This window comes from Marinomonas sp. ATLA20, assembly GCF_057180105.1.
The window spans coordinates 57,331-79,269 of record NZ_JBXUKU010000005.1 but is presented as its reverse complement, the minus strand read 5'-3'; the positions used below and the strand labels follow the sequence as shown (position 1 = coordinate 79,269).

The 21,939-nt window shown below is 42.8% G+C and carries 18 protein-coding genes; 5 read left to right on the top strand and 13 right to left on the bottom strand.

Going from position 1 to position 21,939, the window contains the following annotated elements; all coding sequences use genetic code 11:
* Nucleotides 1–71: 71 nt before the first annotated feature.
* From AC2A4J_RS10010 to lysA, 5 genes are all read right to left on the bottom strand, one after another.
* On the bottom strand, nucleotides 72–992 hold the full coding sequence (locus tag AC2A4J_RS10010) for a LysR family transcriptional regulator (RefSeq protein ID WP_484175895.1): 921 nt from the start codon (nucleotides 990–992) through the stop codon (nucleotides 72–74).
* A gap of 51 nt (nucleotides 993–1,043) precedes the next feature.
* The gene (locus tag AC2A4J_RS10005; protein ID WP_255829280.1) at nucleotides 1,044–2,609 is read right to left on the bottom strand and encodes an MFS transporter; all 1,566 of its coding nucleotides are present in this window, start codon (nucleotides 2,607–2,609) and stop codon (nucleotides 1,044–1,046) included.
* Between the two features lie 3 nt (nucleotides 2,610–2,612).
* A complete protein-coding gene (locus AC2A4J_RS10000) occupies nucleotides 2,613–3,755 on the bottom strand; it encodes an efflux RND transporter periplasmic adaptor subunit (protein WP_484175894.1) in 1,143 nt (380 codons plus the stop codon).
* Nucleotides 3,756–4,145: 390 nt separating this feature from the next.
* Nucleotides 4,146–4,856 (bottom strand): dienelactone hydrolase family protein, encoded by a 711-nt coding sequence (locus tag AC2A4J_RS09995; protein ID WP_484175893.1) that lies wholly within the window; start codon nucleotides 4,854–4,856, stop codon nucleotides 4,146–4,148.
* A 128-nt stretch (nucleotides 4,857–4,984) separates the two neighbouring features.
* Complete coding sequence (gene lysA / locus AC2A4J_RS09990; protein WP_484175892.1) at nucleotides 4,985–6,232, bottom strand: diaminopimelate decarboxylase; 1,248 nt, start codon at nucleotides 6,230–6,232, stop codon at nucleotides 4,985–4,987.
* A gap of 111 nt (nucleotides 6,233–6,343) precedes the next feature.
* Here lysA and AC2A4J_RS09985 point away from each other — a divergent pair, with 111 nt between their 5' ends.
* Both AC2A4J_RS09985 and AC2A4J_RS09980 read left to right on the top strand, forming a co-directional pair.
* Nucleotides 6,344–7,270: a LysR family transcriptional regulator gene (locus AC2A4J_RS09985; RefSeq protein WP_484175891.1), complete on the top strand. Its 927-nt coding sequence runs from the start codon at nucleotides 6,344–6,346 to the stop codon at nucleotides 7,268–7,270.
* Nucleotides 7,271–7,373: 103 nt separating this feature from the next.
* Entirely contained in the window at nucleotides 7,374–7,775 is a 402-nt protein-coding gene (locus tag AC2A4J_RS09980) for a GFA family protein (protein ID WP_484175890.1), read from the top strand.
* Between the two features lie 126 nt (nucleotides 7,776–7,901).
* Here AC2A4J_RS09980 and AC2A4J_RS09975 read toward each other — a convergent pair whose 3' ends face one another.
* The 7 genes from AC2A4J_RS09975 to AC2A4J_RS09945 form a co-directional block, all read right to left on the bottom strand.
* Nucleotides 7,902–8,735, bottom strand: coding sequence for a carbon-nitrogen hydrolase family protein (locus AC2A4J_RS09975; RefSeq protein WP_484175889.1), 834 nt, complete (start codon nucleotides 8,733–8,735; stop codon nucleotides 7,902–7,904).
* The gene (locus tag AC2A4J_RS09970; RefSeq protein WP_484175888.1) at nucleotides 8,735–12,562 is read right to left on the bottom strand and encodes a YhdP family protein; all 3,828 of its coding nucleotides are present in this window, start codon (nucleotides 12,560–12,562) and stop codon (nucleotides 8,735–8,737) included. The genes AC2A4J_RS09975 and AC2A4J_RS09970 overlap by 1 nt, the downstream gene beginning before the upstream one ends.
* 17 nt (nucleotides 12,563–12,579) lie before the next feature.
* A complete protein-coding gene (gene rng, locus AC2A4J_RS09965) occupies nucleotides 12,580–14,034 on the bottom strand; it encodes a ribonuclease G (protein WP_255829000.1) in 1,455 nt (484 codons plus the stop codon).
* On the bottom strand, nucleotides 14,027–14,635 hold the full coding sequence (locus tag AC2A4J_RS09960) for a Maf family protein (RefSeq protein ID WP_484175887.1): 609 nt from the start codon (nucleotides 14,633–14,635) through the stop codon (nucleotides 14,027–14,029). Before AC2A4J_RS09960 ends, rng begins: the two co-directional genes overlap by 8 nt.
* A 20-nt stretch (nucleotides 14,636–14,655) precedes the next feature.
* Nucleotides 14,656–15,129, bottom strand: a complete 474-nt coding sequence (gene mreD / locus AC2A4J_RS09955; RefSeq protein WP_484175886.1) for a rod shape-determining protein MreD — start codon at nucleotides 15,127–15,129, stop codon at nucleotides 14,656–14,658.
* On the bottom strand, nucleotides 15,129–15,911 hold the full coding sequence (mreC, locus tag AC2A4J_RS09950) for a rod shape-determining protein MreC (RefSeq protein ID WP_484175885.1): 783 nt from the start codon (nucleotides 15,909–15,911) through the stop codon (nucleotides 15,129–15,131). The genes mreD and mreC overlap by 1 nt, the downstream gene beginning before the upstream one ends.
* 67 nt (nucleotides 15,912–15,978) lie before the next feature.
* Nucleotides 15,979–17,022 carry a rod shape-determining protein gene (locus AC2A4J_RS09945; protein ID WP_012069640.1) on the bottom strand — a complete coding sequence of 348 codons (1,044 nt, stop codon included), beginning with the start codon at nucleotides 17,020–17,022 and terminating at the stop codon, nucleotides 15,979–15,981.
* A gap of 236 nt (nucleotides 17,023–17,258) precedes the next feature.
* On the opposite strand from AC2A4J_RS09945, the gene gatC reads away from it, so the two are divergent.
* The 3 genes from gatC to gatB are packed head-to-tail and all read left to right on the top strand — an operon-like array spanning nucleotide 17,259 to nucleotide 20,466.
* The gene (gene gatC, locus AC2A4J_RS09940) at nucleotides 17,259–17,546 is read left to right on the top strand and encodes an Asp-tRNA(Asn)/Glu-tRNA(Gln) amidotransferase subunit GatC (RefSeq protein WP_072840935.1); all 288 of its coding nucleotides are present in this window, start codon (nucleotides 17,259–17,261) and stop codon (nucleotides 17,544–17,546) included.
* 11 nt (nucleotides 17,547–17,557) lie between these two features.
* On the top strand, nucleotides 17,558–19,018 hold the full coding sequence (gatA, locus tag AC2A4J_RS09935; RefSeq protein WP_484175884.1) for an Asp-tRNA(Asn)/Glu-tRNA(Gln) amidotransferase subunit GatA: 1,461 nt from the start codon (nucleotides 17,558–17,560) through the stop codon (nucleotides 19,016–19,018).
* 2 nt (nucleotides 19,019–19,020) lie between these two features.
* Entirely contained in the window at nucleotides 19,021–20,466 is a 1,446-nt protein-coding gene (gene gatB, locus AC2A4J_RS09930; RefSeq protein WP_484175883.1) for an Asp-tRNA(Asn)/Glu-tRNA(Gln) amidotransferase subunit GatB, read from the top strand.
* 92 nt (nucleotides 20,467–20,558) lie between these two features.
* Here gatB and AC2A4J_RS09925 read toward each other — a convergent pair whose 3' ends face one another.
* On the bottom strand, nucleotides 20,559–21,794 hold the full coding sequence (locus AC2A4J_RS09925) for a GGDEF domain-containing response regulator (RefSeq protein ID WP_484175882.1): 1,236 nt from the start codon (nucleotides 21,792–21,794) through the stop codon (nucleotides 20,559–20,561).
* Between the last annotated feature and the right edge of the window lie 145 nt (nucleotides 21,795–21,939).

Here is a 21,939-nt window from a genome sequence, read left to right as displayed (position 1 = left end):
AAAAATAGCCCATGCAAGGGCTATTTTTTTGTCCAAATTAAAAGCAAAGAAAAAAGGCTCAGCAATAAAAATCAATGAAAACGACTGACTTTTACGACCTCTGAAAAGTAGTGCATCAAGCTGTCTAAAAATACTCTAACCGCAGGTGTCATGCTCTTTCTGCTGGAATACACGGCCTGAACAATACTTACCTTTGTCGTCCAGTCAGGTAGAACGCGCACTAAATCCCCCGATTCTAAATCCTCACTCGCCACGATCTCCGGAACCAAGCCAACCCCAACGCCCTGTAAAGCAGCACTAAGTAACAAGCCTCGATTCAGACACACCAGTCTTGGGTGATGCTGAACCAAACAGATAGAGCTATCTGGGCCAAGTAACTCCCACTGATGTAAAGACTCCTGCTTACCAAAAGTCTCTGTCAATGTCGGCATTTTAGACAGCTGACTTGGATGATTAGGCATGCCAAATTCATTAATAAACTGAGGGCTGGCCACCAAAATCATCTTACTTGTGGCCAGTTTTTTAGCGACAACACCGGCTTCGTTTACAATTGCACCGCGTGTTCGTAAGGCAATATCAATCCGCTCCTCTAGTACCTGAACATCCCTATCTGTTGCATCCAGATAAACAGATACCTTGGGATACTTTTTCATGAATTCAGGCAGGAAAACAGAAAAGTGATGCTGTGCCAATAGCACAGGGCAACTCACTCGAACCACACCCGAAGGCACTGACTGTAATAATGCAACAGACTCGTAAGCAGATTGCCCTTCCGCCACCATATTGGCAGCGCCTTCGTACAACTGCAGCCCTGCATCGGTTAAGGTGAATTTTCGGCTATTACGCTGAATCAATTGGATTCCCAGCTTGTCTTCTAGCTGAGCAACTCGGCGACTCAATAAAGACTTTGTGATCCCTGACACACGCTCGGCAGCGGTGAAACCACCATTTTCGGCGGTCAGGTAAAAATAGTAGATATCGTTAAAATCCATCAATCGCTTTATTACCCTGCAAAAAAGACCAAAAAATGACATTATAAAACGCTAGTTTAGGCGTTTTTGACAACCCATAACAATCACACCAATAATCCCGACCGCAAACAACAAAGAGAAATAATCAATTCCCGCCAATATAACGGCATTACGATGCACTTGATCCGCAATCCACGCAAAACCTGCCTTATTTGCCATATCGGAACTCATGTGAGTGCCATACACACTGGTAATCTGACTCAGCACTTTTACAAATATAGGATCGTTCGTTGCAACATGCTGATTTAGCACCCCATAATGCACTGTCGTACGCCACTGCAGCCCAATGCTAGCTAAAGATATCCCTAACGCCACACTCATTTGTGACACCATGTTTTTCACTTGCTGGGCGTGAGAAAAGACCGTTTCATCATGCTGCAGTTCGGTAAACGCTTTCGCAGCCACCGTACCTTGTACGCACACCGTAAAAAACACAAAAAGAAATAACGCTGGCACTATATAGGTTTGTAAATTTGTCGTAGGCGTTAATCTCATCATAAAGAAACCGTATGCCATCAAGCACAAAAAACCCGTCACATAGAATTTTTTTCCGTGTGGCTTTTTCGGCATAATAAGCATACTAACGAACAGGCCAACCACACCCCCTACTTGTCCAAAAGCATACCAGTTACCAATCGTGCTCCAGCCATAACCAAGGCCTTTCTGCAAAATCTGCGGTATCAAATAACTGTTTGATCCCATGATCAAATAACAGACAAAAAATACAGTCACGCCATTACGATACAACTTGCTGCTAAACAGAGACCTCATCGAGAGTAAAGGCCGGTTTTCATGGTGACGAACCATGCTACGTAAAAAATAGTAAAGACTACTTAGACCTAATAATAAGAATACGCAAACCAAAACCGTGTTACTGAAAAAAGCATAGTTACCATACTGAAAACCATACAAGATTAAAAAAGAACCCGCCGCCAAAGCCATTAATATATAGGGATGACTTTGGCTACGCACTTCCTCTTTAGCAGGTATACCCGGCAAACAAAATGAAGCCGTAATCGCACTCAACAAACTCACAACCATTAATATAACAAACAGATAGTGCCAAGAAGCGGTCATGAACAAATGTGCCGCTAAAAAAGGCGCAAGCGCCGATCCTATTGTCAGCCCATAAGCGTACGATTTGATGCCCGTTAAACGAATCAGTCCTGGGGGAAATAAGTTAATAATGACGCGGGCACCTGTCATAAATGCGGCTCCGCCAAACCCCATGATGACATAGCCGGTCAAAAAACCATCAAAACTGCGGCAATTAAACCCAACAACACAGCCGATAAAGAAGATAAATAAAGACGCAAGTATGTAGTACTTCCAGCCCATTCGTTCAACCAACCAACGCTGTTTAGAAATAGTCACCACAGCAACACAAGCATACGCAGCCGTTGCCAAACTGTACTCTTGTGGAGAAACACCAAGCTCCCCCATCAAAGGCGCGGCTGCAAATACAATCATGCCGGTCTGCAAAAAGTTCAGCAACATGAGAAAAAAAATGGTCGCCAGCATCAACCATTCATGGGAAGGCGCGGGAACATATTTGTGACGACTAATTCGACTTATCATCACTTACATACTTTCTTTAATGATCTTTTGGATAATCACATTGACACCATCGTCATTATGATCAAAAACATTCGTCCTCCAAGGGGTTTGGCTTTCTGCAAGAGAGGTCAATACTGGCGCACCAGCATTAGAGGTGTCGACACTAACGCTCATAGACAAACCTGGACGCAAAGGATGTTCTTCCAACTCTGTTGGGTTCAACAAAATACGTACTGGCACCCGTTGAACCGTTTTAATCCAGTTGCCTGTGGCATTGGAAGCAGGTAGTAAAGAAAACGCACTGCCCGTTCCAGGCTCAATACCTTTGACCTTGCCATGATAAGTAACACTCGAACCATAGACGTCTGAAATCAAGCTCACTTGCTGCCCAGCTCGAATATCGCCAAGCTGTGTTTCTTTAAAGTTGGCCGTCACCCAAACACCTTTTAATGGAATAACAGACATCAAAGTGCTACCTGCTGAGACATGCTGCCCAACTTGAACGCTACGCTGGGCGATATAACCACTTGCAGGAGAAAGAATCGTGGTGCGATTTAGTGTCAGCCAGGCCGCCTTCAAAGCAGACTGCGCTTTCAATACATCCGGATGAGTCAAGACCGTGGTGTTGTCCACCTTGGTTTTATTGGTATCGTACGATTTTAGTGCCAGATTATAAGAGGCTTGAGCGCTGGTTAATGTGCTTTCATAGTGACTTAGGTCTTCATTTGAAATAAGGTTATTTTTCTTCAAATTCACTCGACGCTTATAGTCTGCCTCTGCTTTATCTAATGAAACTTTAGCCAAATCCACATTGGCTTTTTGCTCTTCCAGTGACGCAAAACTGTTGCGCACGGATCGAATAGTGCTCGCAAAACTCGCCTCCGCTTCCTGCAAAGCTAACTGAGCATCCACAGGGTTTATTTTTACCAAGATATCCGATTCACCAACCAAGCTAGTATTGTCGAACATAATATCTGTCACAGTTCCAGACACCTGAGACATCACATTAACAATGTTACCGGATACATAAGCGTCTTCTGTTGTTTCGTTGAATTGTCCTATTTTTAACCACCAAATGTAAAAACAGACAAAAACAACAATGACGCCTAGTGCCAACAGAATAATGGTTTTTTTCTTCTTCAGGGAATGCTTATCTATCTCTGTCATCACTTACCTATACTCTCAAAAAACAATCTGATTGGGATTTTAATCGGGCAAGAATAAGACGATAGAATAACAAGAACAATATCAAAAAATGGGACTTATCATCCTATATACAGGACAAAGAATGAGATATGAATTTTCCTTATTATTTACCTAGAAATTGTGCAAACATCGACATATTGACGAATACATCCTATTGCAAATTAGAAAAAACACACAGTTTCTAAAGATATTTATTGCTGTACTGATCAATTTAAAACGCTAAAAAAAATAAGGGGGCTATATCACGAATAGTATTTCTGGCGGGCGAACGATGACGATGACTCCATCACAATAAGATAGTACAAAGAATGAACGGAAGCCTATCTACAACCGTTCATTCAAATACTTTTTTTAAATGAATTCTTCTAAGAAATTCGCTAAATAGCCATATGCTCGCTTGGCTACAAGTGGATTGTATTGGCTGTTATGCTCTGGATTATTGGCCGTTGGCAGCATAAAAGAGTGGACAGCATGGCTAAAATCAACAAACTGAAAATCCATCCCTAAACCTGTCCAATAACGCTTAGCATCTTGAGCATCTTCATCAGTTACCATAGTGTCCTGATGACCATTTAACACCAAGATTTTTGTCTTGGTGTTGGCTTTCTCTTCCGATTGAGCACGGAAAAAACTCATCAGGCCATGAAAACTCACAGCACCGGCACTATCAGCAAGATGCAAACCTGCTTCTAAAGCCAAACGACCACCTAAACAAAAACCAACATGAACAATGGTTTTACCGTGAATAACATCACAAGCCGATTGTGTCAGCTCGTTCTGCAAATCATGTAAAGGATCTGATTCAGCAAGCAGAGCGCCCATCTTGGCCATTTTCGCATCTAATTCGACTGGATTTTGGTCAATACCATACAAATCAAGCGCCGTTGCTGAAAAACCCAATGAAGCAATACGGTCTGCAATGCTTTTTTCAAAATCTGTCAATCCAGAAAAAGTTGGCCAAATAACCACCTGAATATGACTTTTTTCCGAGCTCAAACCATCAACTTGGTAATGCATGCGTTTGACCTTGTCTTTAAATATCGACTCAAATGTTTGGCTCACTGATAACCCCTTAACGTTTTCATGAATAAAGTCTATTCAGTGTAACCAGCAAAATAGAATGAAATCAATCTACTGCCCTACAGATTCCTCGTTTCATCTCATTAGAAGACCATTATTCTTAGCTCAGGTTAGAGCATTTCTAATGCCAAGAGGTCTGTTATCCGTTGTTTTCTCCTGATTAGATGAGAATGCCCATCATCCATTAAAATCTCGGGAGCAAGCGGTCGACTGTTATAATTTGAAGACATAGAAGCACCGTATCCACCAGCATCATTAAACACCAATAAATCACCGACCCTTGGGTTATCCAGTGTTTGATGGCAAATCACGCCATTAGCGTCTTGCGTGAACACATCACCGGACTCGCACAAAGGGCCAGCCACAGCATAGTTAAGAGAGGCTGCCATTGACCTTACGGGCTTATAATTGACGTCTTGATGAATCACCTCAATTTTGTGGTAGCTTCCATACATACTGGGTCGCAACAAATCATTAAAGCCTGCATCAACCAAGACAAAATGATGCTGCTGCGTTGATTTCAAACAGTGAATTTCCGATAGCAATACACCCGCGTTTGCGACTAAAAAGCGCCCTGGTTCTACTTCAAGTTTAATGGTATGCCCTAAATGATTTTCAATATCCCTACGTGCCTCATCCCATAAACGAAAGAATACGCTAGTATCTAGCTTTTCATCGTTAATCGAATAAGGCGCAGGCAATCCACCGCCAGTAGAAATAGCTCGAATGTCCACATTGGCGAATTTAACAATCTCAACCATAGCGTTACAGGCTTGCGATAAATGCTCCAAATCTGATCCAGAGCCTATGTGCATGTGAATACCAATTAGATCCAAACCATATTGTTGAATCAAAGTAATGGCCTGCGGCAGATCATCTAAAGTAATGCCATGCTTACTATTGGCTCCACCTGTATTGGTTTTTTCACTATGACCATGACCAAATCCTGGATTCACTCGAATCCAAATTGGATGCCTCGGCGCCTTTTCTGCAATTCGATGCAACATATCTATAGAGCCAATATTGACAGGGATATGATGTTGAACAACCAATTCAACCGTTTCTCGATCAATGATATCGGCGGTAAATACAATACTTTCTGATTGCTCTATATTGCTGTAACCCGCCACCAAACTACGTTCTATTTCTCCTGCAGACACAGCGTCAACCATGACACCTTCCTCACGCATCAATCGTAGAATGTGTGTATTCGAGCAGGCTTTTTGTGCAAAACGAATAACGTCAAAGTCGCGTAGCTGTCTAATCTGATGCCGAATAGTGGCCGCATCATAAACCCATGCAGGCGTACCAAACTGCTGCGCTACCTCTCTTAATGTATTGGAATTAAAAATACACATTTAGCTTTACTCCTATCGATTATTCTCATCATGTGAAAGAAATCATAGCGCTAAGAAAAAAATACAAATAATATCTATTTATTAGAATTCTATTCATTTTTGATATGGCTTATGAAACTGACATTTCGACAGGTAGAAATATTTAATGCCCTAATGACCGCAGAGAGCGTGACCAGCGCCGCGGACATGCTGCACACATCACAGCCGACAATTAGCCGTGAATTGGCAAGACTTGAACAAGTACTAGGGTTTAGCTTATTTGAACGCATACGCGGCCGACTCAAACCCAGCAACGCTGCCTTCACATTGTTTGAAGAAGTAAAACGCTCATACATTGGCTTAGAACGAATTTGGTCAACGGTTGAGGATTTACGTACCGATCAAGTAGGTAGACTATCATTGCTAACATTACCGGCTTTTTCTCAGTCGTTGCTCCCAGGAGCCTGCCTTAAATTTTTAGACTCTCGACAAAACGTTGGTATATCAATTTCTGTACAAGAATCACCATTTTTAGAGCAAAGCTTAACTTACCAACAATATGACCTTGGTCTGATAGAAAACAATAACACGCCATCTGGAACAACACTCAGGCCCTTACTAAGCATTGATGAAGTCTGCATATTGCCAAACGGCCATCCGTTATTAGCAAAAGACACTATTGATATACGCGACTTTGAAGGTCAGCCTTTTGTGAACTTATCACCTACCGATCCCTATCGAATAAAGCTAGACGAAGAACTGTATCGGCTTGGGATTAATCGTAAAAACCACATAGAAACGCCAACTGCTGCGTCAGTCTGCCAGTTGGTTAGCAAGGGCGCAGGTATTGCCATCATCAACCCGTTAACCGCTTTAGACTTTATTGGGCATGGCTTACATATTCGCCCTTTAAGTGTTTCATACCCCTTTACCATCAATATACTTTTGCCTTTACATCGTCCTTTTAACCCTTTTTTAGATGACTTCCTTGCCGCACTAGAGGAGGAAGCGCAAGAAATAAAAACGAAAATTAATCAGTATTCAGCTGCCTCTAAGTAAGCTCGCCTCTTAAGTCAAAAAAGTTGTTTGCCTACGGCAAAAGGGTTAACCTGAAATAACTGTAAATTAACGGATGACGTTGACTAAGATTGAGGAGAAGGACATGTTATTTGGGAGTTGTTTATGCAATGGTGTTCAATACGAAATTAAAGACGACCTTGGAGACATCATGCAGTGTCATTGCCAAAAATGTCGCAAGGCTAACGGCTCGGCGTTTGCCGCTAATGCGGCCATTCCTACAACCGCTTTTTCTCTACTAAAAGGTGAAGAACTACTGGCAGAGTATGAATCAACTCCAGGTGCTTTTCGTGTGTTTTGCAAGCAATGTGCCTCCCCACTTTATAGCAAACGCCCAAGCATGCCAGAACTACTTCGACTTCGTATCGGCACACTCGACACTAAAATTGAAGGAAAGCCGTCTTCACATATATTTGTCGGATCCAAAGCGGAATGGCATGACATCTGTGACGATATTCCACAATATGAAGAACGCCCTACGGTGTAGAAAACCGCTTTAAACATTAAAACCACACAAAGGTGGTTTTAATTTGCGTTAATAAAATCGATTAGTAATCATTTAATCATTGTCGTCATAATGGTCAGACAACCTTAATGTTTTCGAAAAGGCATGTTATGACAGTCTACGATGTGAAAAGCACGGCATTTTTTGGCGACAATCGTTTAATGCCATCTTTGTCATATTAAAAACAATATATCCCGGTTCTTCTTGTAAACTGACTAAACGTTCACCAAATGGCGAATACAGAGCACTGTGCCCGTAAGTTTGTCTTGTTTCGTTGTGCCAACCGCACTGCCCAACACCAAGAACGTAGCATTGATTTTCAATCGCACGGGCGGCTAAAAGAGTATTCCAGTGGGCCTTCCCAGTAACATAAGTAAAAGCAGCGGGAACCAATAAAACCTCTGCGCCCATTTTGGTTAGCTCACGATATAATTCTGGGAAGCGTAAGTCATAACAGATGCTCAGGCCGATTTTAAAGCCATCCACGTCAATGACTTTTAAATCCAACTCTCCAGGCTCAATAACATCAGACTCTTTATAAGACACTGCTTTATCATCAACACTGACGTCAAACAAATGAATTTTGTCGTACCGTTCCACGAAGGCACCATCATGTCCAACAACCCAGCATGTTTGCCTAACACGTCCACTAGAGACTTGCTCACCATCTGTTCTCAACAGTGAAGGGTGTGAGCCAATCACAAGATAAATAGAATATTTCTGCGCTAAATCTGATACCGCTTGAAGCAATATATTTTGATCATCCGATTCAGCTAAATCCCGCATTGCCCTGCCATTGAACAAAAAAACATTTTCGGGAAGTACAACCAATTTAGCGCCGTCCGACACGGCTGACTCGACAAGGTTCTGTACGTGACTTAAGTTTTCACGCCAATCTTTAGTACTCGTCATTTGAATCGCAGCAATGCAAAGTGAGTTCATTAATCTTTTCTCCCTATTGGCTTATAGCGAATAGGTGTCATAGTTGGGTTATTAAATGAACCTTCGACTTTATATTGCACACTTGTTACTTTTGAAAGTTGGTCGCCTATAAGCTTATCTGTAATGTACAAAAGCCCAGCCAATTGCGGAGTTCCCCACAATAAACCAGCTAATGGCAGCGTACCAGTTAAAGGAAATGTTGCTGTCAATTTTTCATTCAAAGTCTCATTCACGATATCCGCCTCCCCAGCAACAACAAGCTCGGCAGAAGGAGCAATGATTGAAATTGGAGATACTGTTTTTAAAATACCGTTATCAAGAGAAAGTGTCCCACTGAAATCGTCGTAGGTTAATCCAGGTTCATACACATCTGAGAAATCTAATAACAAGCGTCGACTAAGAGCGCCAATATTAAAAATCCCTAATGCTTTTAAAAAGGCCGGTAACTCGTCTACCTTACTGAAGTTACCGTCTTCTGCAGAAAAGCTAATACGACCCGAAACAGATTCGCGATCAAAGTAGAATGGATGCCCTTTCCATTTCAAACCAACATCAAATTTGTATTCTTTGGAAGAAACAAATGCCTCACTAGAAAACTTTTTCGTCAACTCCGCTAAGTCAGCACCACTGGCCGCAATGGCAAGCTCAACACTTGAGTCTTCACCTTTGTCTTTCCAAAGTAAACTACCTTTAAGACTGCCCGTTTTTAATTTAGATGAAATAGGATCCACACGAACAACATCACCTTCACGGGAAATAGCTAACTGCCAATCACCATAAGGGCTACCATTGAAATAAAGCTGATCAACAGACAATGTCATATTGGGAATTTGCTTGGATGATACAGGAGATTCATTTTTGCCCGAATCGGCTGCCTCAGAGTCATCTTCTTTCGATGTATTCCAGCTAAGAAAACCAAAACGCAGGTCTGGTGTACCATCTTTATTAAGCAAAGAAAAATTCATTTCATCTGAACTAACAAAAAGAGATTGGTTCGTCGCTGAGTTATAAGTAACCTTAAAATTGTGCCAAGTGTTGCTGGGGTTGACCACAACCTCATCGACAATTAAATCCACTCTACTCAACCATTCAGGAACCTCTGGAACCTGAGTACCTTGAGAAGACGTTGATGCATCACTAGATAAGTCTGCAAAAACAGATTGCCAATCTTGAACATAAAAACGGTCAAAATCACCGGTTAACACTAAGCCTTTAGGGATTTTGGCACTTAAAGTTTGGCTCTCACCACCATTTAAAATAATCTCGCCACCAACAAACTCATTATTTTGTAGCAACAACCTTGCCTTAGTGAGTTCAGAATAATCAGCATCTATGACAATATCTTTTTTGTGCTGCATCACCTTAACGTGCAGAGGTTTACTTTCTACCGCAGGCTTCCCAACAGGTATTGGCAAATTAAGATTCACACCAAGCAAATCACTATCAATTATCAAATCTACTTGGCCATCTTGTGCTTGGTTAACCGATAGCTGTCCAGTATAAGTCGTTTTGCCGACTATTTTTTTAAGGGCTGCATCAGGTAATTTATTCCAACGAGCGACTTGCTGAATGTCTACATCACCAGAAAAATCCCCCAAAACAGCAAGGCCACCATCTTGAGCCGCTGTAGAGGACAAAACAAGGTGGGATAAACCACCAAATGCCTTCAGGTCAAACTCAGAATTGTTAATACCTTTATCGGAGCTGTAGTTTAGATGCCCGCTATCAACTTGAACTGATAGGTCAAGATCATTTATGGCTAATGAGTTATCTTTAAGATCTAAAGCCAATTGAACTTGAGGATCAACACCTTCCTTGAAAGGAATGGCAACATTAAAACGACCTTTAACCTTGCCACCCAACTGCCAATTTTCAAAAGGCTGAAGAACAGTCTCGGCTAAAGGCGTGGCTCGTAAAGTTGATAAAATAAGCGGTGCATTGTCGTTCACTTCACCCGTTAAATTTAACCAATCCGCAGAGCCATTAGAAACAGGAACCGTTAATAACAAATTGTTTATTGGTAAATCGAGCAAATTACCGGATTTTACTTGAACTGAAACGCCACTCTCGTCAAATTCAAAAAAGCCGTTTACTCTCGTTGCCGTTGGCCAATTTTTATCAAATGTCACATCAGCATCACTAACAGCCAGCTGCACACGGACATGTGGCTCAGCACCATCCGCTAACTCGCTTTGCACCAACACATCGACACTGTCTAATTTACCAGCATCAGAAAAAGCCTCTTCAATCCATGTCATTAAATCGCTACTAAGCGCTTTGGGGGGAAGATAGGTTAATCGATCAGTAACCGACATATCACGGCCATGCAAATCCAGCGCAATCCAATCAGGCTGATCATTACGCACCTCTAGACGGAAGCCACCGTTTACCGTGGCGCCATTACGCTTGACCGCCAAATCGCGACCTTCTACCAAGAAGGTATCTTGCTGCTGCTGCCAATTAACATAACCTGATAAAAATTGAGTACGCCACGCTTCATCGTATATTGTATCAAAAGCTATTTTGCTATCTCGTCCACGAAAATCGATATACCCGCTGTCATTAGATAAGCTGAACACAGCGTTAATGTTACTCGCTTGGGGGATGCCGTTATAACCTTCAATGGAAGCAGATTGTAAATTGCTTAAAAGCTGAAATGACAAGTCATCTTTTTCACGCCAAAAGCTCACAGATCCATTTTTAGCCATACCAGTCGGATTTAACCCGCCTAGAATTTTAGAAGCATTCGTCTCTTCAGGTAAAAAGTGCGCAACGATTTTATGGACTAACCCTAAATCCGCTCTAGCAAAACTCACATTAGAACGATTCGTTACGGATGACCAATCAAATGTTAAGTCAGTTTCTGGATAACTTAAGCCATCTTGATCTTTGATTGCCATATCATGCACATCTATCCGCACGCTTGGATGTTTTTGAGAATAGCGCAACTTGACAGACGACGTTGCGTCGTATTGTTGACCATCATCAAATGCAACCTTAAGGTTTGTCGCTTCAGTCCTTACCTCAAGCTCCTTGCCAATCGTTGCGTCTAGCCAAATATCTCCCCCTATTTGAACATCAGACAGTGAGTAAGCATTCTCTTTCAACATAGTGTTTAAAGGGATAGCGAACATGGGGGCCTTAACGGAGGCTTTAACGCGATACCCCCCAAGCAAGCTACGGGCTTGATCAATACGAGCGTCTATTTGAAAAGGTGTTTTATAGTCATCTAAATAAAGTTTTGAAGTGAGCAACGACTCAAACGATTTTTGAAATATGTAAATATGAGGAATTTGCATGACATGCTTACCAAATTGCTCACTATTAACATCTAATTTGGCATCGTAGATTGAAAAGTTTTGCTGTGCAGATAAATAGTCTAAAACACGCTCTATACCCACCTCATCACCAACATTGCGTGATGGTGTCGCGCCGTTCAATCGCCATTGACCATCACTTTCTTGCAATACAACGGTAGGCCGTACAAAACGAATATAGGTAAACTGAGGGCTAAGCGTAAGCAATGACTTGACCGTATCTAGACGGACGCGCATTTCACTGACATTAATAGCCGACTGACCGTTAGCAACGAGGTGAAAGCCGCTAACAGAAACGGTGGGATCGACACCTTCAAGACGACCATCGATGCCATCTAGCGTAACGGGGTAGCCCGTAATTTGCCGAAGGTTATGCTCTATTTGAGGGCGATAATGATCCAAGTATGGAAGCAGCTGACCAACACTCAAAGCAAAAACAGCAAGCAATGCCGAGATAGCAATTGCACCCCAAAAAGTGACTAGGATCAACTTACGTAATAACCAAGCCATTTTAAGTCCTTTTTACGCTATCGCAAAACAACATCATATTGATCTTGCGTGTATACGGAATCCACTTGGAAACGAATTGTTTTACCTATAAAAGCCTCTAGTTCCGCAACCGCCGCACTTTCTTCATCCAAGAAACGCTCCACCACCGCACTTGCAGCTAAAACTGTATATGTTTGCGAATTATAAGCTCTATCCGCTCTTAAAATCTCTCGAAACACTTCATAACAAACTGTTTCAGGGGTTTTCACCAAGCCACTACCGCGACAAGATTTACAAGGCTCGCATAAGGTCTGACCAAGGCTCTCACGTGTTCTTTTGCGAGTCATTTCCACAAGACCAAGCTCAGAAACACCAGTAATTTTGGTTTTTGCGTGATCCGTGTCTAATATTTTTTCAAGCATCCGAAGCACTTGTCGCTTATGCTCCTCATCTTCCATATCAATAAAATCGATGATGATGATGCCACCGAGGTTTCGCAACCTCAGCTGTCGGCCTATTGCCGTAGCAGCCTCAAGATTGGTTTTGTAGATAGTTTCCTCTAGATTTCGACTACCGACAAAAGCTCCCGTGTTCACATCGATTGTAGTCATTGACTCAGTTTGCTCAACCAGCAAATATCCACCCGATTTCAACTGAACTTTACGATCTAACGCCTTATGGATTTCATCTTCAACACTATACAAGTCGAAAATCGGACGTTCACCTGGGTAATACTCAATACGATCTCTAAGATCAGGAATAAAATCTTCAGCGAAAGAGCGCAATTTGGCATAATTCTCTTTGGAGTCTATACGAATTTTTTCTGTCGAAAGCCCTACCAAATCACGCATAGTCCGCAAGTGCAATGGAAGGTCTTCATAAATAACAGAAGGCGCTTTGGCATTTTGCATGCGACGCTTAACAGATTGCCAAAGGCGCGTTAGGAATTTAATATCCGCTAGGATCTCTTCTTCACCAGCTCGCTCCGCAGCCGTTCGTAATATATAACCACTATTCTCATCAGCATCCGTTAGCGCTTCCGATACCAATGACTTAAGCCGCTCACGCTCCACCTCATCTTCAATTCTTTGACTAACGCCCACATGAGCCTGATCAGGCATGTAGACTAGATAACGAGAAGGAATAGACAAATGAGTAGTTAAACGCGCGCCCTTAGAGCTAATAGGATCCTTAGTAACCTGAACCACCAATGATTGCCCTTCACGCAAATAATCACCAATTTGATCACTTGGGTTAACCGCATCACGATTAACAACTTCCGATACATGAATAAAAGCAGCTCTTTCAAGACCTATATCAACAAAAGCCGCCTGCATACCCGGAAGGACTCGAACTACCTTACCTTGGTAAATATTGCCAACAATTCCCTTACGGCTCGATCGTTCAATATAAACTTCTTGCAAGACACCGTTTTCAACTAGAGCTACACGAATCTCCATAGGAGTAACATTAATGAGTACATCTTCACTCATGAGACATCTCCTCTAGAGAATGAATTCCAAATTGGGCCAGTAATTGCGCAGTCTCAAAAAGCGGCAAACCAACAACGGCAGAATACGATCCCGAAATAGAACGGACAAATACAGATCCTAAGCCTTGAATGCCATAAGAGCCAGCTTTGTCTTGAGGCTCTTTGGTTTTCCAATACTGGGCTATTTCAACATATGAGATTTCACGAAAAAGCACTTCGCTGATAACACACTGAGTAGCGATATGTTCTTGCTCTAAATTACAAAGACAAAGTGAGGTGATAACTTGATGGGATCGGCCAGAAAGCCGTCTTAGCATTGACCGAGAATCTTCAAGCGAAGTAGGTTTGCCAAGGATATGACCATCAACCACAACACTTGTGTCTGAGGCCAAAAAAACAGCAGAGGAATGGGCGCCAACTTGTTGATGGTATTTAATTGAAGCCGCTTTGGCTTTTTCAACGGCCATACGAACAACATACTCTTCTGCCTTTTCTTGATGATTTGGCGTTTCATCTATGTCGGCAGGCAGTATCTCAAACTCTTTCACCAATAGGCTAAGTAGCTCTTTTCTTCTTGGCGAAGCTGAAGCCAAAATAAGCATAAGTTTTCCCTAAAAGCGGCCTAATGAATAGCATAAATACGCCGCACACTACGTAAAATAATAAATGACCAAGGCCATAACACCCCAGTAATAACTGCCGGCATGAAAATCATTAAGGTCGGCTCTGCATGGCCAAGGTAGTGATCAATCCAGAAGTCGAGCAACTGGTTAACACTTACCAGCATGCAGATAAAAAAACCTTGTTGCCAGCGATGATACATTCGCAATCGTTTATAAAATACAGCACATGTATAGGCAATAATCACATACGTTAACGAGTGTTGACCTATTATGCCACCTTGCAACAAATCTACCATTAACCCTAGAAACCAAGCTAAGCCCACTCCCACACGAAACGGCAGAGCAATCACCCAATACAAAATAACCAACAATGCCCATTCTGGGCGGAACCAAACAAGCTCTTCAGGAAAAGGCACAGCCTCAAGCATTAAAGCAGTCAACAGAGTAATACAAAAAACAAAAATGGATTTCATTATCGCCCTGCCTTCGGCTTTTCAATGAGCATGACATGGCGACTGCGCCCTAATTGAGCCAAAGGAACAACATCCACATCAGCATACGCTTTACCTTGCGTATACTTAACGCTCCTAACAACACCAACAGGATAACCACTAGGAAAGCGCTTATCCAAGCCGGAAGTCGTTAGAATATCCCCTTTTTTGATATCAACAGATCGAGGAACGCTCATTAATTCTAAACGTTTCAAACTTCCTGTCCCTCTCAATATGCCCCTAAACCCAGTTCGAGTAAGCTGCACAGGAACAAAATGACTTGCATCAGCGATCAATAAAACTCGACTGCTGTAGGCAGCCGTTTCCACTACTTGCCCCAGCACGCCTGTCGCATCTAATACTGGCTGCCCCACATAGGCACCAGAAGAAAAGCCTTTATCTATCATTAATTTATGACTATAGGCGTTCTGATCAAAACCAATAACTTCCGCCATAACGATCTTCTCATCAACGCGCTGAGACGCGTCTAGGAGCTCACGTAAACGAACGTTTTCGGCTTGTAGTGAATCAAGGCGCTGTTGACGACTTCGCAGCAACAGTATCTCTGACTGTAAGGATTGATTTTCTCTTACCAATCCCTCCCTACTCGCAAGATGCTCTCCTGCCCAATTAAGCATTTTCTGAGGAGTGTTCACCACAACCTGAATAGGCGTCACGAGCAAGGTCAAATAAGGCCTTACTTGTGAGAAAACAGAATAACGGACATCTGCAATAATCATCGCCATAGACAAAATAACTAACACTACAAAACGAGTGCTAGATATTTTACCAGTAGAATGAAGCGAATTTTTAATGATGCGCTCCTAACTTTTACTCATTATCTGCAGTAAATAGCTCAGATGCGTGCTTATCCATTAACTCTAGGGCCATACCGCCACCACGAGCAACACAGGTTAACGGATCATCAGCAATAATAACGGGCAAACCTGTTTCTTCACTGATCAAGCGGTCGATCTCACGTAACAACGCGCCACCACCAGTTAACACCAAACCTGTCTCACCAATATCCGCCGCTAACTCTGGTGGAGACTGCTCTAGAACACCTTTGATAGCTTGAACAATCTGAGCTAGAGGCTCTTGTAGCGCTTCTAGAATTTCAGTGCTGCTCAAAACAAATGAACGAGGAATACCTTCAGCTAGGTTACGACCACGAACATCAATTTGTAACTCTTCACCAGTATGGTAAGCCATACCTATTTCTGTCTTAATTCGCTCTGCCGTTGCATCACCAATCAAGCTACCGTATTGACGACGAACATAGGTTGTAATGGCTTCGTCAAAGCGGTCGCCACCAACACGAATGGATTCAGATGTCACGATACCATTCAAAGAGATAATAGCGATCTCAGTCGTACCACCACCTATATCAATAACCATAGAACCTGATGCTTCAGCAACAGGTAGACCTGCACCAATTGCCGCAGCCATTGGCTCTTCAATAATGTAAACTTCGCGAGCACCAGCACCTAACGCAGACTCTTTGATAGCACGACGCTCAACCTGAGTTGATTTACATGGCACACAAACTAAAACTCGTGGGCTAGGCTTCAAAAAGCTATTTTCGTGAACTTTAGAGATGAAGTATTGCAGCATTTTTTCTGTAACATGAAAATCAGCGATAACGCCATCTTTCATTGGGCGAATAGCCGTAATATTACCTGGAGTACGGCCTAACATACGCTTCGCATCGGTACCGACTGATGCTACTGTTTTTTGATTCCCATTATGGCGAATGGCAACAACTGACGGTTCATCAAGCACAATTCCGCGGCCACGAACGTAAATAAGGGTATTTGCCGTTCCTAAGTCAATGGACAAATCGCTTGAAAACATTCCCCTGATTTTCTTAAACATGAATTCCTACACCCTGATATAACGATACGAACAGCGTCAAAATGTAACAATCACGAGGCCAATGGGCAAGTTGATTCCGCGTAAAACTGAAAAAAGTTCCTAGGTATTTCGTTGTTTACTAAAATTTTTTTAATAAATAAAAAATAAGCCCTATTTTCCCACCTCTTTGCTTTATAGCATTACAACTAAGAGATACAATGGCGACCATTTACGATAATCAAAATATTAGGTGGAACATGTCCATAGACAAACAAGACGTGCAAAAAATTGCGCACTTGGCACGCCTGGCTCTTACTGAGGCTGATGCCGATCAATATCAACAATCGCTTTCTAGCGTTTTATCCCTAGTTGAACAAATGCAATCCGTTAATACCGATGGTGTTGAACCTCTTTCTAATCCACTTGAGATGACACAACGCCTAAGAGAAGACATAGTCACCGAAGAAAATCGCCGTGACGCATTCTTAGCAAATGCCCCTCAGACCGAAGCTGGCCTTTTCCTAGTACCGAAAGTGATCGATTAAGAGAGACAAGCATGTTCGAACAAAGCATCTCGACATTAGCACAACAATTGCGTAACAAAGACATTTCAAGCGTTGAGTTAACTCGCCTATTTCTAGCGCGTATCGCCAAACTTGACCCACAACTAAATAGCTACATTACCGTTAGCGAACAACGTGCACTAGAACAAGCTGCAGCAGCAGACACACTTCTTCAAAACGGCAACGGCACTAGCTTGACTGGCATCCCTATTGCCCACAAAGATCTATTTTGTACGGAAGGCACGCTAACCACATGCGGCTCTAAAATGCTAAATAACTTTATTCCGCCATACGAATCAACCGTGACCAGCCGCATCCAACAAGCTGGTGCCGTTATGTTAGGCAAAACTAACATGGACGAGTTCGCCATGGGCTCTTCCAACGAAAACAGCTTTTACGGTGCTGTGAAAAACCCATGGAACTTAGACATGGTTCCGGGTGGATCTTCTGGCGGCTCTGCGGCTGCGATTGCCGCTGGACTAGCCGTTGCCGCAACAGGCACAGATACGGGCGGTTCCATTCGCCAACCAGCTTCTTTCTGCGGCATAACTGGCCTTAAACCCACTTATGGTCGAGTGTCTCGTTTCGGTATGATTGCCTACGCATCCAGCCTTGACCAAGGCGGCCCAATGGCGAAAAGTGCAGAAGATTGTGCGCACTTAATGCAAGCCATGGCTGGCTTTGATGAAAAAGATTCTACATCTGCAGATACGCCTTCAGAAGATTATCTAGCCAATTTAAACGCTCCGTTAACAGGTTTAAAAATCGGCTTACCAAAAGAATACTTTGGCGAAGGTCTAGACTCACAAGTCGCTGACATCATTATGGCGGCGGTAAAAGAGTTCGAAAAACTGGGCGCGACAGTCAAAGAGATTTCTCTACCAAACTTACAGCTAAGTATTCCTTCATATTACGTAATTGCTCCATCTGAAGCCTCTTCAAATCTGTCTCGCTTTGATGGCGTTCGTTTCGGCCACCGCTGCGACGATCCAAAAGACCTGTTAGATATGTACATGCGCTCACGTGCTGAAGGTTTCGGCACTGAAGTACAGAAACGTATAATGGTTGGCACTTATGCACTTTCTGAAGGCTACTACGATGCTTACTATCTAAAAGCACAAAAAATTCGTCGCCTCATTAAAGAAGACTTCGTTAAAGCACTTGATGAAGTAGATGTCATCATGGGACCTGTTGCACCAACTACCGCATTCGGTCTTGGCAGCAAAACAAGTGATCCAGTTGCCATGTATCTTGAAGACATTTACACCCTATCCGTTAACCTTGCAGGCATCCCTGCCATGTCTGTTCCAGCAGGCTTTGCCAATGGCATGCCGGTTGGGCTACAAGTAATGGGTAACTATTTTGCCGAAGCCAAGCTTTTAAACGTAGCGCATCAGTATCAACAACACACTGATTGGCACTTACAAACACCAACTATGGCAAAAGGAGCATAAGCATGAACTGGGAAGTTGTTATTGGCCTTGAGATTCATACTCAGCTCTCTACAAAATCAAAGTTGTTTTCAGGCGCCGCTGTTGGCTTTGGCGCAGAACCAAACACACAAACCACACTTGTTGATCTAGGTATGCCTGGCGCATTACCTGTGTTTAACAAGGAAGCGTTACGTATGGCGGTTATGTTTGGCCACGCCATCAACGCTGAAATTGGCATGTCATCCGTTTTTGCTCGTAAAAACTACTTCTACCCGGATCTTCCAAAAGGCTATCAAACCAGCCAAATGGATCATCCTATCGTTGGTAAAGGCTATCTCGATGTGATGCTAGAAGATGGCACCACCTATCGCGTTGGCATTACTCGCGCCCACCTCGAAGAAGATGCAGGCAAATCCTTGCATGAAGATTTCCAGGGCATGACAGGCATAGACCTGAACCGCTCTAGCACGCCTTTGCTTGAGATCGTATCTGAGCCAGATATTCGCTCAGCAAAAGAAGCCGTGGCTTACGTTAAGATGATCCACTCTATCGTAACCTACCTTGGTATTTGCGATGGTAATATGGCAGAAGGCTCTATGCGTTGCGACATCAACTTGTCACTGCGCCCTAAAGGCCAACAAGAATATGGCACCCGTACCGAAATCAAAAACGTCAACTCGTTCCGCTTTATCGAAAAAGCAATCTACACCGAGATCGAGCGCCAAGCCGACATTTTAGAAGATGGCGGTCGCATCATTCAGGAAACTCGCCTGTATGACCCAGAAAAAAATGAAACTCGCAGCATGCGCTCTAAAGAAGACGCCAACGATTACCGCTACTTCCCATGCCCAGACCTACTTCCGATAGTACTGACGCAAGAATACGTTGACGGCATCAAGGCAACACTGCCAGAGCTACCAAGCCAAAAAGCAGCGCGCTTCCAAAGCGAACACGGCCTAAGCGAATATGACGCTAACGTACTTTCATCCTCTCGCGCCATGGCCGACTATTTTGAAACAGCCAACAATGTCGCTAAAGATGCCAAATTAACGGCAAACTGGGTAATGGGCGAGCTAAGCAAACTCCTCAACCAAGAACAGCTAGACATCGAAAGCTCACCAGTTAGCGCCGAAGCATTTGGTGGACTGCTAGTTCGAGTCAAAGACAACACCATCAATGGCAAAACAGCAAAAGACGTGCTGCAAGCCATGTGGAACGGTGAAGGTTCGGCAGACGCGATTATCGAGGCCAAAGGTCTAAAACAAGTCACAGATACTGGCGCTATTGAAGCCATGATTCAGACTATTTTAGATGCTAACGCAGCGCAAGTTGAGCAATATCGCGCCGCCGACGAAGACAAGCAAAAGAAAATGATCGGCTTCTTTGTTGGACAAGTCATGAAGGCATCGCAAGGCAAAGCAAATCCAGGCCTTGTTAACCCAATACTAGCTAAAATGTTGAAAGGCTAACTCATTAGACATTGCCTTTAAACTAGAAAACAAAAAAATCCCGCATTTCAATTGCGGGATTTTTTTCTACTAAATAAACACTTGTTAACTTGTTAACCTACCGAAACTCTGTCACGCCCCAAACGCTTGGCCTCTTGCAAGCTCAAATCCGCCCCTCGAATTAACTCTTCGAGAGAGCCCACCGACCGAACACAAACACCAACACTGCAAGTCAGAGAAATTTTTGCCTCGGTAAACTCTTTCTGACGAAAAAGAACTAAAAATGCGTTTAATCTATCAATTAAATTCTGACTACCTGCAGTGGATATAATGCAAAACTCATCTCCACCAAACCGACACACCAACATATCTGAAAAAGCAGCTTGAATTTCTTGCCCTACCGCCCCCAACAAACTATCACCAGCAAGATGACCATATGTCTCATTAATGCTTTTAAAGGCGTCGAGATTCAATACTGCCGCTACAATTTCAACAGAGCCGTCTCGAAATAGTAACTCCCCCTGGTCAAACAAATAGCGCCTATTCTTAAGCTTAGTAAGCGGATCAATGCTCGCCAAATCACGAATGGTCTCTAGCATTTCTTGTGCCTCAAGGCTATGCACCACACGACAGTGAAACTCTTCATGATAGAAAGGCTTTTTAAGAAAGTCGTTAGCGCCTGCCTTGATAAACTTGGCAGATAAGGCATTATCCCCTTCAGCAGATAACCCTATAATCACCAGATCTTGAAAGCGAGAGTTACACCTCAACATTCTCACCAAATCATAACCGCTTACCAAAGGCATATTATGATCAGCAATAAGCATCCTAATCTCAGAGTCTTCTTCAAGCTTAGCCAAAGCCTCTTGACCATTTACTGCTTCTATAACGTTGAAGCAATACTGCTCAAGTAAAATCCTAATGAATAAACGACTTGTTGACGAATCCTCCGCCACCAAAACCTTGAGCCCTTGATTCTTATTTAGTCGCTCAATCACTTTGATGACATTATCAAATGAATATCGACTGTCTTTTGTGATGTAATCTAAAACACCTTTGTTTAAAAGACTAAGTCGCAACTTATCATCAAAATTAGCAGTCAAAACCACACATGGAATTTTTTTCGACAATACTAGATCTACAATTTCACCACTTTCTGCTTCAGGTAAATCTAGGTCCACAATAGCAGCAAAAAAAGCCTCGTCTGACTTGGCCAGTTCATCTTGCGCTTCTTCATAAGAAGCGCACAACACTGGTGTGAAAATAGAATTTTGGGAAAGCAAATGATGAAGGATCCTCAATACAACAGGACTATCCTCAACCACCAATATTCTTTTCTCTAGTACCATGAGTAAAACTCCACCCTAAAAAGTGACACCTGTACTTTTTTAACTATATTTACAATTATCCCCTATGACCCACGATTACGATACTCTAAAATGACGATCAAAATGCTGGTTTGTAAATAAACAGCAAAGTTTACAATATTAACAT